This window comes from Chroogloeocystis siderophila 5.2 s.c.1, assembly GCF_001904655.1.
GTDB lineage: Bacteria > Cyanobacteriota > Cyanobacteriia > Cyanobacteriales > Chroococcidiopsidaceae > Chroogloeocystis > Chroogloeocystis siderophila.
In genome coordinates this window covers 155368-168456 of record NZ_MRCC01000010.1, presented here as the reverse complement: position 1 = coordinate 168456, position 13089 = coordinate 155368, and the positions used below count along the sequence as shown (strand labels likewise).

At 40.6% G+C, this 13089-nt stretch carries 10 protein-coding genes; 5 read left to right on the top strand and 5 right to left on the bottom strand.

The genetic code is table 11. The features are described from left to right. Positions 1-20: 20 nt before the first annotated feature. A complete protein-coding gene (fmdA, locus tag NIES1031_RS13785; RefSeq protein WP_073550013.1) occupies positions 21-1196 on the bottom strand; it encodes a formamidase in 1176 nt (391 codons plus the stop codon). A gap of 333 nt (positions 1197-1529) precedes the next feature. Here fmdA and NIES1031_RS13780 point away from each other — a divergent pair, with 333 nt between their 5' ends. After that, a complete protein-coding gene (locus tag NIES1031_RS13780) occupies positions 1530-7148 on the top strand; it encodes a PAS domain S-box protein (RefSeq protein ID WP_073550012.1) in 5619 nt (1872 codons plus the stop codon). Here the strand turns inward: NIES1031_RS13780 and NIES1031_RS13775 are convergent. Further along, positions 7128-7568 carry an ATP-binding protein gene (locus NIES1031_RS13775; protein WP_073550011.1) on the bottom strand — a complete coding sequence of 147 codons (441 nt, stop codon included), beginning with the start codon at positions 7566-7568 and terminating at the stop codon, positions 7128-7130. The two genes, NIES1031_RS13780 and NIES1031_RS13775, sit on opposite strands and share 21 nt — an antisense overlap. 102 nt (positions 7569-7670) lie before the next feature. Between NIES1031_RS13775 and NIES1031_RS13770 the strand changes: the two genes are divergently transcribed. Next, complete coding sequence (locus NIES1031_RS13770; protein WP_073550010.1) at positions 7671-8843, top strand: PP2C family protein-serine/threonine phosphatase; 1173 nt, start codon at positions 7671-7673, stop codon at positions 8841-8843. Positions 8844-9063: 220 nt separating this feature from the next. On the opposite strand, the gene NIES1031_RS13765 is transcribed toward NIES1031_RS13770, so the two are convergent. The 3 genes from NIES1031_RS13765 to NIES1031_RS23820 all read right to left on the bottom strand — a co-directional run bounded on the left by NIES1031_RS13765 (position 9064) and on the right by NIES1031_RS23820 (position 10504). Next, entirely contained in the window at positions 9064-9402 is a 339-nt protein-coding gene (locus tag NIES1031_RS13765) for an STAS domain-containing protein (RefSeq protein ID WP_269086015.1), read from the bottom strand. Positions 9403-9677: 275 nt separating this feature from the next. Next, complete coding sequence (locus NIES1031_RS23825) at positions 9678-10097, bottom strand: hypothetical protein (protein WP_143167776.1); 420 nt, start codon at positions 10095-10097, stop codon at positions 9678-9680. Then, a complete protein-coding gene (locus NIES1031_RS23820; protein ID WP_143167775.1) occupies positions 10040-10504 on the bottom strand; it encodes a hypothetical protein in 465 nt (154 codons plus the stop codon). The genes NIES1031_RS23825 and NIES1031_RS23820 overlap by 58 nt, the downstream gene beginning before the upstream one ends. Positions 10505-11099: 595 nt before the next feature. Between NIES1031_RS23820 and NIES1031_RS13755 the strand changes: the two genes are divergently transcribed. The 3 genes from NIES1031_RS13755 (at position 11100) to NIES1031_RS13745 (ending at position 12913) form a co-directional block, all read left to right on the top strand. Continuing rightward, positions 11100-11966, top strand: a complete 867-nt coding sequence (locus NIES1031_RS13755) for an urease accessory protein UreD (protein ID WP_073550008.1) — start codon at positions 11100-11102, stop codon at positions 11964-11966. A gap of 5 nt (positions 11967-11971) precedes the next feature. Then, complete coding sequence (ureA, locus tag NIES1031_RS13750) at positions 11972-12274, top strand: urease subunit gamma (RefSeq protein WP_073550007.1); 303 nt, start codon at positions 11972-11974, stop codon at positions 12272-12274. Positions 12275-12601: 327 nt separating this feature from the next. After that, positions 12602-12913 (top strand): urease subunit beta, encoded by a 312-nt coding sequence (locus NIES1031_RS13745; protein WP_073550006.1) that lies wholly within the window; start codon positions 12602-12604, stop codon positions 12911-12913. Positions 12914-13089 lie beyond the last annotated feature (176 nt).

Genomic DNA, 13089 nt, shown 5'->3' with positions numbered 1-13089 from the left:
CTTTTGCTAATTGCTAACAGTTATGACGGCAAAACATTTCTTTCAAAGATTGCAGTGGGAATTGCGATCGTGCAACAAGCGTTGGGAATATCAACAATTCCACTAATTCGTCCTTCAACGGGTGCAGAACCTAAAAGTAGATAAATTTGTTCGCCAGTGTAGCCGAACTTTTTAAAATACTCGATCGCGTTCAAACAAGCGCGGCGATAGGCAACGTGTGCATCTAAATAATACTGTTCGCCGGAAAATTCATCGACAGAAATACCTTCAAACACCAAGTACTCAGAATATCGTGGCTCAACTGGACCTGGTTTGAAAATAGGATTTGTGAGTCCGTATTTAGCAACTCCACCTTTAATTAAATCGACGTGAAGATCGAGATACCCCGCCATTTCAATTGCGCCACAGAAGGTAATTTCACCATCACCTTGCGAAAAATGAATATCTCCCATCGAGAGTTTTGCGCCTTCAACATACACAGGAAAATAAATTCGCGAACCTTTTGATAAATTCTTGATATCACAGTTACCACCGTGTTCGCGGGGTGGTACAGTTCTTGCAGCTTCTTGGGCTACTCGGTCGTATTCTGCACCTTTGAGGGAACCTAGAATCGCATTTTTAGGATTAGGTAAATTTGCTAAAGGTGGAATGCGGTTCGGATTGGTTGCGACTAAATCAGCTTCGCGCTTATTCCACTGTGCTAGTAATTCCGTCGAAGGCGCGCACCCGATTAAGCCAGGATGCGGAATTCCCGCAAATCTCACATCAGGAATGTGACGCGATCGCGTGTAAATACCTTGGATATCCCAAATCGCTTTTTGGGCGGTGGGAAAGTGTTCTGTCAAGAAGCCACCGCCATTTTCTCGCGCAAAGATTCCTGTAAAGCCCCATTCGTAATCGGGTAGCGTTCCCACATCCAGCAAGTCAACAACCAGAATATCTCCAGGTTCCGCGCCATTGACCCAGATTGGTCCACTCAAAACGTGAACCATACTCAAGTCAACATCACGCACATCGTCTGGGCTATCGTTATTTTCAATTTGTCCATCAGTCCAGTCTTTGCACTCGATCCGAAAGACAGACCCTGGATTCACTGAAGCAACGGCCGGAATATCAGGATGCCAGCGATTATGACCTACTAAGTCTTGCTCAATAAATGGCTTATTTAGGTCAACTTTGAAGAGAATTTCTGGCATAGCATCCTCCACTGAACACCGATGAAAACGTGCTGCAGATAATCGTGCAGCAATTGACACGTGTAAACCGTAGCGTTAGTTACCAACTACGAAATCTGTTGACTTATGAGTTGACTCTAATTTTTAATTTTTCACCTTTACTATCGGTGTGAGAAATCAACAATGTGAGGGAATTATACACTTAGCACTTGTTTTCACCGACGACTGTGACACTGACTGCCATGCAACCACGTGAAATTTGCATAGCTCATAGTTACATCTCTACATAAGTACTTCATTAGTACTTCATTGCATCAAAAGCATTAATTTGAGCGAATTGGACGTAAAGGTTTCATGAAAGCACCATTACCTAAGAATGAAGCACAACGACTTGAAGCATTGTTGCAGTACAAAATTCTTGACACGCCAAACGAAGTTGCCTTTGATGAACTGACGCGCCTAGCTGCATATATATGCGGAACTCCAATCGCGTTGATTAGCCTTATTGATGCAAATCGTCAGTGGTTTAAATCAAAACTAGGTATAGATGAGCTACAATCTCCGCGTGATATTGCCTTTTGCGCTCATACCATTTTAGAACAAGATGTATTGCTCGTACCAGATGCCACAGCTGATGATCGCTTTGCTACCAATCCTTTTGTTACATCAGATCCTTGCATCCGGTTTTACGCTGGCGTCCCCTTAGTGAATCCTGAAGGATATGCTTTGGGATCGCTGTGTGTAATTGACAAAGTACCGCGCGAACTTAGTTCGAAACAGGTAGAAGCCTTGCGGCTACTCGGTCGTCAAGTCCTCAAGCTACTCGAACTTAAACGCAACTTAGCTGATTTATTGCTAGTTCGTAGTGAGAAAACTCGTTTGCAGAAAACTCGCCAGCAGTTTTTTAAAAAGATCGCTAGCGGATTTAGTTTAGCATCGTTAATTTTAGTTTTGATTGGTACTGTTTCTTATTACAGCATCAAAGGACTGATCAAAAATAGCCATCAAGTCACGCAAACTCAAACAAAAATTTATCTTTTAGAAGAGTTGCTTTCTTACGCTAAGGATGCTGAAACTGGACAACGTGGCTATATTATTACGGGACAAAACGCTTATCTACAGCCATATCATACGGCACTAAAAAATATACCGCAAAAAATTCAAAAGCTTAAGCAGTTAACGGCAAATCAATTTGAACAAAGCGCGCAAGTTTATAAAATTGAATCACTGATTAACAGTAAACTAAAGTTACTGAAAACAACAATTGATGCGCGCCAAAATCAAGGATTTGAAACAGCTGCAAAATTAGTTGCAAAGAATAAAGCAAAGGATCTGATGGATATTATTCGCGAGTATATCCGCGAGATCGAAAATGTGGAAAAAACAAGCTTACAGCAACAATCAACTTCTGAACAGACGAGTGTCCGCAATACGCTAATTACACTGACGAGCGCTATTTTTATCATTTTTGTGATTCTTACGTATGTTTACTATTTAATCTACTGCGAATTTACACAACGCAAGCAGATTGAGGAGTCACTTGAAACAGAACGCAACTTTATTTCTGCAGTGGTTGACACTGCTAGTGCATTAGTTATTGTTCTCAACTCGCACGGACAAATTGTGCGCTTCAACGCTTCCTGTGAGCAAACAACGGGTTACTCGTTCGATGAAGTCCGAGGTAGATACTTTTGGAATGTACTGCTGTTACCCGAAGACGTTGAACCTATCAAAGCAACGTTCAGCAGCATCAAGACGGCGCAATTTCCTAATGAATATGAATGCTGTTGGGTAACAAAGGATAAACGTCACCGCTGGATTGCGTGGTCGAGTAACGTGTTACTTGATGCTCATGATGAAATCGAATATATCGTCAGTACTGGAATTGATATTACCGAACGCAAACGTGCCGAACAGCGCTTAGCAGCACAACACGCCGTCACACGCGTCTTGGCAGAGTCAGCAACACTAAACATTGCAACTCCAAAACTGCTGCAAGCAATCTGCGAAAGCGTCGATTGGGATCTCGGCGAACTGTGGAGCATAGATTCACAAACGAATGTACTATACTGCGTGCATATTTGGCATCGACCATCACTGGTAGCAGTAGAAGAGTTTGAGGCGATCGCACAAACAAAATTTACCCCTGGAGTTGGACTACCTGGGCGCGTCTGGGATAGTGGAGAACCGATTTGGATGACTGATATTAGCCAAGATCGAGAATTTCATCGTACAGAAATTGCGCTCAAAGTAGGATTACATAGTGTCTTAGGTTTCCCGATTCATAACGGTAACGAAAAACTCGGCGTGATGGTTGTCTTTAACCGCAAAATTCAGGAACCAGATGCCGACTTGCTACAAATGATGGCTGCAATTGGTAGCCAAATCGGTCAGTTTATAAGGCGTAAACTGGCAGAGGAAACTTTGCAAAAAACAATGACGTTGCAACACGCAATTTTAGACAGCGCCAACTATGCAATTATTTCTACAGATTTAGATGGCACAATTACAACCTTCAATAAGTGCGCGCAGCAATGGTTAAAATACACTTCCGCAGAAGTTATAGGTCAAACGACACCAATCATATTTCACGATGTTGATGAAATTGCCCAATTGATTGGCGAGTCTTTTCAATCAACGAATATCATGAGTTGGCTATTTAATGAACTTGTGACAAAGGCATGTTATGGCGCGATCAACGAATATAAATTATCTTACATCCGCAAAGATGCCAGCCGCTTTCCTATTCTGCTGTCAATCACACCCTTACGCGATTCTCAAGATAACATCACTGGGTTTATGACAATTGCAAGCGATATTACCGAACGCGAACAAGCTTTATCGGCACTCCGCGAAAGTGAAGAACGCTTCAAAACCTTTATGAACAATAGCCCAGTCACCGCGTTTATTAAAGATGTACAAGGACGTTATCTTTACGTCAACGAACCACTAGAACGCGCTTTTAATGTAAAACTTGCCGATATGCAAGGTACGGTAGATATTAATTGGCTGCCAGAAGAAACAGCACAACAGTTGCGAGAAAACGATCTGGCAGTTCTTGCAACAGGACAAACCGTTGAGTTCATCGAGTATATTCCGACTCCTGACGGACAGTGGCGCTATTGGTTATGCTTCAAATTTCCCATCAACGACGCCGCTGGACAGCAATTACTCGGTGGGGTGGCGATTGATATCACCGAACAAAAACAAACCGAGGAACAACTGCAACTGCAAACGCAGCGATCGCAACTCTTCACGGAAATCACACTCAAAATTCGTCAGTCGCTACAAATTGAAGACATTCTCCAAACGACCGTTACTGAAGTTCAAAAGATTCTCCAAACTGACCGCGTTTTAATTTACCATGTCACACCTGATGGTGTTGGTAGCATTGTTGCTGAAGCTGTTGTTCCTGAATTACCGACGATTCGCGGGCAACATCTTACTGATTCCTACTTCCAGGAAGAATACCTCCAACAGTATCACCTCCAGCAATACCGCCAAATACAACCACAAAGCATTGCAGACATTGAAATCGCCGAGGTTCAGTCAAAACACATCGAACTCCTCGCACAATTTGGTGTCAAAGCCAATTTAGTTGTCCCGATTCTTTTAAAAGAAGAATTATGCGGCTTGCTCATTGTTCATCAATGTTCGGATCTCAGACAATGGAATCGCTTTGAAATTGATCTCCTCCGCCAACTTGCCGATCAAGTCGGTATTGCCCTCGCCCAAGCCCAGCTTCTCGAAGCCGAAACCCGCCAGCGTCAAGAACTTGAAATTGTGCATCGCCAAGCCGAATTAGCGTCCCAAGCAAAAAGTTCCTTTCTCGCTAATATGAGTCATGAAATTCGGACGCCGATGAATGCGGTGTTAGGAATGACAGGCTTACTCTTAGATACTCCTCTCACACCCGAACAACGAGATTTTCTCCAAACAATTCGCACTAGCGGAGATGCGCTACTTAGTTTGATCAACGAGATTTTGGATCTTTCCAAACTCGAAGCTGGGGAAATAAAGTTGGAAACACTTAATTTTGATTTATCAACGTGTATCGACGAGATATTAGAATTACTTGCGCCTCAAGCCCACACAAAAGACGTAGAAATTGCCGGACTGATTTATCACAACGTACCTACCCGTCTTCAAGGAGATGCTGGACGACTAAGGCAAGTTCTAACTAACTTAATTAACAATGCGATTAAATTTACGAGTAATGGAGAGGTCGTAGTCAGCGCCGAGTTACAATCAGAAACTTCTACCACTGCAAGAATCCGCTTTACAGTTGCAGATACAGGAATTGGCATTAGTCTTGAAGATCAGCACAATCTTTTTTCCCCTTTTACCCAAGTAGATGCTTCTACGACTCGTAAGTATGGCGGTACTGGTTTAGGGCTGGCGATTTGCAGGCAACTTGTTACTTTAATGGGTGGAGAAATTGGCGTTGAAAGTCAAGTAGGCTTAGGCTCAAAGTTTTGGTTTGAAATTCCGTTTACCAAACAAATCGATTTGATTCAACCAATACAAGGCTTGCAAGATTTGCCCAATCTGCGCTTGTTAGTCGTTGACGATAATGCAACTAATCGTAAAGTAATTTACCATCAAGCGACGCGCTGGGGTATGCACGTCGATGAGGCGGAAAATGCTGTGGTTGCCATCAATACCTTACTTCATGCCTCGCAGCAGAACACACCATATGATTTTGCCTTAATTGATATGCAAATGCCCGAAATTAATGGCTTAATTTTGGGTGTACAAATCAAAGCGAACCCTAAACTGGCAGATTTACCGCTGATTATGCTTACTTCTACTAATCAACGTGATGAGGTACAACAGGCAAAAAAAATTGGATTTGCAGCCTACTTATCGAAACCAGTAAAGTCATCGCGATTACTCAACACAATTACAAATATTTTGGAAAGCCGATTTAATTTCAACCTTGATGCAGCAAATTCCGCTTCAGATTCTCAAGCTACTTCAACAATTGCGGTTAACGACAAATATCAACTCCGCAGCTTAAGCTACACCGCAGATATTGCCACAAATGGCAAAGAAGTGTTGGCACTACTAGAAAAAGTTCCTTACAAATTGCTAAATACTATTATGACTCGCTTAGAAGCGCAAACTGAGCTAAACCGTTTAAGTAGTGCAAATAATCATGCGATCGCCCCCCAACTACTAGCTTCCACTGAATCACCAAATCATACATCTAAACTAAAAATTTTGCTAGCTGAAGATAACTTAATTAATCAAAAAGTCGCGCTCAAGCAACTTCAAGCTTTGGGATATACTGCTGATGTTGCTGCAAATGGACAGGAAGTTTTAGACCTAATTGAAAAAAATCCCTACGACTTAATTTTGATGGATTGCCAAATGCCAACTCTTGATGGTATCGCAGCAACAATCGAAATTCGCCGCTGGGGAAAAAGCCGTTTTGCGAATGAGCGACAACCAATCATTGTGGCAATGACAGCTAATGCAATGCAAGAAGACCAACAAAGGTGTCTCGATGCAGGGATGAATGATTATCTTAGCAAACCAGTCATCAAAGAAAAGTTAGCTGCGGTAGTAGAGCGTTGGAGTTGTCATTTAGAACAAGCAGCAACTGTACAGCAAGACACAATAACTAATTCTGTCGTTCGCTTAATTGACTGGCAACAACTGCATCAACTTTCAGAAGGTAGCAAAGAATTTGAAATTGAATTATTACAGATGTTTGTTGAAGATACCCAAGCACGTTTGGAAATCTTAAAAACAGCAATTGCTAACGCTGATTTGCAGCAAATTGAGCAACAAGCCCATCATCTTAAAGGTGCTAGCGCTAATGTTGGAGCTACACCTATGCACGTAGCTGCTGCAACACTTGAACAAAAAATGCGCAGTCAAAATATGATAGGTGCTAATGAGTTAGCCGCAGAAATTGAAGCATTTAATAAGCGTCTTCAAAGTTTTTTAATCGCTCAAAATGTTTAAGTTATGCAGTTTTTTTTTCATATACAAGCAGTAGCGATCGCCTGCTACACGTGTATAGCTGATCTCATCCGCGAGTAAAGACATAATCTTCAAACCGCGTCCTCTCTCACCCTCATTTTTTTCAATCTCAGGAAGTTCTTTGAGTTTTTGCTCTATGTCAAACGCTACACCGTATGCCCAAATATAAATTTCTATTGCCTCAGTATTTCTGATTGCTTCTAATAAAATCGGAGTTTCTTTAGGCAGCCCTCGATGCGCGTGCTCGACAATATTCGTAAAACCTTCTTGTAGCAATGTTTGACACTGCCACCATATTTTTATATCAGTATTCTCTGGATAATTTAATTGCTCAAACCATGAAATAACCTGCGATGCAACTGAAAGATCGGTATTAACTTGGAGATTTATTTTGTTAAACAATTGTCAATCAACCAAATTTTAAATAATATATAAACTATAGCAGATTTAAATCACTAAAGCAAAATTAATAAGTTTTTACACACGTGAATATTTATTTTTTTTATGTTTAAAATCCTCATTATTGATGACGATCCTACAATTCGAGTAGTCCTCAAAAGAGCATTACAAAACCAAGGCTATGATGTCATAGTTGTTAGTGATGGTGAAGCGGGAATTAGCCAAGCACAACAAATACATCCAGCGCTAATTATTTGTGATTGGATGATGACTCATTTGAATGGACTGGATGTATGTCGTTTAATCAAAGCTAATCCAAAACTAGCTACGACTTTTTTTATTCTACTCACTGCACGTGGAAAAGTTGAAGATCGAATCATGGGGCTTGATGCGGGAGCCGATGATTTCTTAGCGAAACCAATTGACGTCAATGAATTAAAAGCACGAGTACGAGCAGGATTACGTTTATATCAACTCAATCAAGATTTACAAGCCCAAAAGCAATCTTTAGAAAAACTCAATCAAGATTTACAACATCAAAAACAACTTTTAGAAACCGAATTAGCCGAAGCAAGTAGCTATGTGCGATCGCTTCTTCCTGCACCCCTTAAAGGAACTGTAACAACCGAAAGCTTATTTATTCCTTCCACGCAACTCGGAGGCGATTGCTTTGATTACTACTGGTTAGATGACCAGCATTTAGTTATTTATTTACTCGATGTTTCAGGACACGGTGTAGGTTCAGCATTGCTATCTGTGTCAGTACTAAATATGTTGCGATCGCAATCTTTGCCTAACACCAATTTTTATCAACCTAATGCAGTTTTAAAATCGCTGAATAACACTTTTCAAATGAGCGACCATGGCGAAAAATACTTCACAATCTGGTATGGAGTATATAATCGCATTCAGCGCCAACTTAGTTATGCTAGTGCTGGTCATCCACCCGCTATTTTATTAGCAAGTACGACTGCAAATCTGCAAGTCAAGCAGTTAGATTCATCAGGTTTACCTATCGGCTTTTTACCTGAGACTGAATTTGAACAAGACGTTATATATTTACAAGAAAAGAGTACTGTATATATTTTTAGTGATGGCGCTTACGAAATTTTTCAACCTGATGGTAGGATTTGGGGAAAAAAAGCCTTCATCCGGTTGATAGTCGATTCACACCAACAAAACATACATTTGAAGCAGATCCTAAACCAGCTTCAAGCTTTAAATCATGGCAATAATTTTGATGATGACCTTTCTTTAATAAGAATTAATTTTAAGTGATTCGATTTGAACCTAATTATGAAATTATACGAAATTACTCACTACTACTTTAAAATCTTGCTGATTGGGTTACTAAATATTTAGAAAATTTTGTACATATTGGTTATTTCAAGTAACAATTGAGAAAGTCCAAAAGTTGAATAATTTTAATGTAAATCATTATTTTGTTCAGTTAAATTGAGCAAAATAATCTTATTTTCTATAAATATGAGAAAATCAACTACTTGTTGGCTAAGACTCTTTGATTAAATTCATCTTGATCGGCAAAAACCTCAAAAACGCGATCCATTTTTGTTAGTTCAAATAACATTTTTACCTGATTGTTGACTGAACAAACAAATAGTTTCCCACCAGCACTACGTACTGTTTTCATTGCAGAAACTAAAGCTCCTAAACCAGAACTATCAATAAAATTCACCTTTTGCAGATCAATTAATACAATATCAGCACCAGCAGCAACGACATCACTAACTTCTCGCCGAAATTGATTACCTCTAATACCATCTAAAATACCTAAAGGCTGCACAATTTTGATAGAATTCATAGTTTTTAGTTTTATTGTCAACTTATTTTCACTTTGCTATTTTGGCATTGATTTAATTTATCGGCAAGATATAAATACAGGGATTTTACATAAATAATGACTTATTTACGTTTTCTTCAACATGATATTCATTCACCTCAATTCAGTACTTAAATAATAATGAATGCTAAAGCATATTATTAGCTTTATCAGAATTCATGAAAGTGAAGCCTCATTAAGTTTGCAATTGCACTTGACCCGCCTTACAACTTTATTCTTCCCAGTCGCAAAATAGAATCAATACACCGACACTAAAAGCTAATCCGCACTTGACCTGTTAGCGAACTGCCACCGTAAGCACTACCGCCAGTATCTTGATTGCGGGCGTTACTAAAGCTATAATCAAGGTCTGCTTCAATATCATTAGAAATTTTTGCTGTACATCGCGCTTGATAACTATTCGCGTTGTCCATTTCTCCTCGCAGGCGTTGTTGTCCTAAATTAGCCGCAAGTCGGCAACGTAAAAAATTAAAAACGTCTCCTTCCCAAGCTACCTCAGCGTTATAAACTAAAAAATCTGGTAGCGAAAAGCAACCACTCGTGCGTTCAAAGTCGTTTGTATAATTCCAAGTGAATAAATTTGCTGCAACGCTAAATTGACCAAATTGACGCTCTAACCGACTAAAAGATTGCCACTCTGAATTACCATCGTTGTAACTACCCCAGCGCAATGTCGAAAAAAAAAGCTGGTATCGCGATCAATTTGCCAATATAAACTTGGTTCCAATCGCCAAGCTGTAATTTGATTTTCTAACGTTTGCGCATTAAATTTATACGAACCCTGTTCCAAAGCCGCTGATAACACAACACCTGATCGCAATTCACCGGAAGGTGCAACTTTTACGACAATTGGAGCATCAAGTTTCGCACTAAAATTGAGTGCTGGCGGTAGACGATCAAATATATCAACCGCCACTGCGGTTTGTAGTGTCATCTCACCAACTTTTCCCGCCCATCCTACTTGAAACGGAATATTTGTAATCGATGCAAGAGTCGGTTCGTCAAAGTAATTAAATCCTGTCTTGAACGTGAGAGTTGCATCATTAGATAGACGAAACTGGATTGTTGGCTCAATCAATAAATTGCGATCGCCAAAGTTATCTGTCTGATGGCGAAAGTCAGTTTGAATACTTTCTAAAACAGGTGCTGTCGTTGATTCGGTAACTGTAGGTGGTACGCTTAAATCTTGTGGAGGTTTTGGTGGTAGTGGCGGCGGCGATCGCAGGCTGGGATTGAAGTTTTCAGGTGCAGCAATTAATATTGGACAGAGTGTGACTTGCCCCGCTATCCCCAGTGAACAGACGTTTTTCTGTAGGTTCTCCCCCAGAATTGGGAACTGAAAGGGAAAACTTCCCAGTAGCAGCGTTTGATTGAGTTGCTGCTAATATCCATATGCTCAAGCTGCCAATTATGCTCCATTGTCGCAAACTAAAATACATAGTCCGTCAATGGATGACTTCGTTTCATATTTACTGATGACATAATTGCAGATTGTAGATAATTCACCATGACAACAAAACTAGCGCTAACTTAGCAAAGCATCCAACCGAGTTCTTACTGAGAAAGCTTGCTAGGTTCATGATTTCAAATTTTATAATTAAGCAAATTTACGCTATAGAATTCAAAAGATTTGTGCCTAACGTGTCACACTACCTGCATAAGGTCATCAAAATATGTCGCGCTTGCTAGAACTCAACAATTCTCAGGAGCCTAATTCTTGGCACGGTAGCTTAAATATGGTGTATAACTGGGTTGATGGTGCGACGACAGTAACTCACCAACAAATGCAAGCACCGTTAAAAGTCCAAAGACCTTTTTATCCCGAAGGAGCAGAAGTTTGTCATAGCGTCATTTTACACACCGCTGGTGGTGTTGTCGGTGGCGACAAGCTTTCGCTTAATTTTCACCTACAACAAAAAGCGCACACACTTATTACAACCGCCGCTGCCAGTAAGATTTATCGCAGTAATGGCTGGGAAGCCGGGCAGAATATTCAGGTACAAGTTGACAGTAATGCTTGCTTAGAGTGGTTTCCGCAAGAAACTATTGTGTTTAATGGTGCAATCTATCGGCAGGATTTACGTGTAGAATTAGCACCTGGTGCTACCTGGACAGGCTGGGAAATTACCCGCTTTGGTCGCAGTGCTAGGGGAGAGAAGTTTTTACAGGGAAACTGGCGATCGCATACCGAAGTTTGGCAGCAACAACGTCCTTTATGGATAGATCGCCAACAGTTACGCCCAGATGCGAAAGTTATCGATAGCCCTCATGGTTTAGCTGGAAAATCGATCATTGGCAGTTTTGTTTGGATTGGACAACCTGTATCACCTGACGTGGTAGAAAAGGTGAGAATGTTATCCACGCTGAACCAAGGCGAAGCCGGTGTTACGCGCTTAACGACAGGTTTACTCTGTCGCTATCGCGGTGACTCGACAACTGAGGTGCGCCAATGGTTTACTGAAATTTGGCATTTGCTACGATTATCTTCGCTAGGAAAACCAGGCTATCAATCGCGAGTTTGGCAAATCGAAAGGAACTGACTTTTATGCAACTGACACCACAAGAAAAAGATAAGCTACTTATTTTTACTGCTGCTTTACTCGCCGAACGACGCAAACAACGAGGCTTAAAATTAAATTATCCTGAAGCGGTAGCCTATATTTCTGCGGCAATTTTAGAAGGCGCGCGCGACGGACGTACGGTTGCAGAATTGATGAGTTTTGGTACAAATTTGTTAACCCGCGCAGAAGTCATGGATGGTGTCGCGGAAATGATACTAGAAGTGCAAGTTGAAGCAACATTTCCTGATGGAACAAAACTCGTCACCGTTCATAATCCCATTCGCTGATTTAAACTGTACATATTTGATTTTTCAATAACGAAGACATAGGGCGATAGTGGCGCGTAGAAGTTTCCTCTAATTTCGATTTTTTGTATTTAATTAAATAGGAAATCGGTTATTTGTTTATCAAAGCTACAATGCTTGAAACGTTAGCCATTGCTGCAAGTAACAGAAAAAGAATAGTTATAACAAAGCAAAATTATCCGCTGATATAATGAAATGTGAACAATTTTAGAGTTTGAAAATTCACTCTTAGCTAATTAAGTGCTATGAGTTTGTCCTGAAATAAATAGAAGAGTAGAATTCAAGAACGTCTACATTAATCGAAGCGCAATGATTCCAGGAGAGTTGTTAGTACAACAAGGTGATATAGAACTCAATGCGGGGCGTCAAACCCTACGAATTAAAGTTGCTAATCGCGGCGATCGCCCGATTCAAGTTGGTTCGCACTTTCATTTTTATGAAGTAAATCAAGCGTTAGACTTTGATCGTGCGCGATCGCGCGGGATGCGGCTGGATATTCCTGCGGGTACAGCAGTACGCTTTGAACCTGGAGACGAGAAAGAAGTGGTTTTAGTCCCTGTAGTTGGCAGTCGTCACATCTATGGCTTCAATGGTAGAGTTAACGGCGCGTTAGAGGGCTAAACTGCACGTTTAATAATTTATCGCAATCACATCAATCAGCTTTCCACTTGATTCTTATATTGATTTTTATCGAGTGGTAATTTTTTATTAGAGTATCGCTCATAACCATAAGTGGAAACAATCAGCGTGAAGAGTGATTTTTTGTTTAAATTTCAAACCTAACCTTTGTTAGAAGA

What these genes read in the sequence shown, in the direction of transcription:
- fmdA (WP_073550013.1), bottom strand. Translation starts at nt 1,196, where the DNA reads ATGCCAGAAATTCTCTTCAAAGTTGACCTAAATAAGCCATTTATTGAG.
- NIES1031_RS13780 (WP_073550012.1), top strand. Translation starts at nt 1,530, where the DNA reads ATGAAAGCACCATTACCTAAGAATGAAGCACAACGACTTGAAGCATTG.
- NIES1031_RS13770 (WP_073550010.1), top strand. Translation starts at nt 7,671, where the DNA reads ATGTTTAAAATCCTCATTATTGATGACGATCCTACAATTCGAGTAGTC.
- NIES1031_RS13755 (WP_073550008.1), top strand. Translation starts at nt 11,100, where the DNA reads ATGTCGCGCTTGCTAGAACTCAACAATTCTCAGGAGCCTAATTCTTGG.
- ureA (WP_073550007.1), top strand. Translation starts at nt 11,972, where the DNA reads ATGCAACTGACACCACAAGAAAAAGATAAGCTACTTATTTTTACTGCT.
- NIES1031_RS13745 (WP_073550006.1), top strand. Translation starts at nt 12,602, where the DNA reads ATGATTCCAGGAGAGTTGTTAGTACAACAAGGTGATATAGAACTCAAT.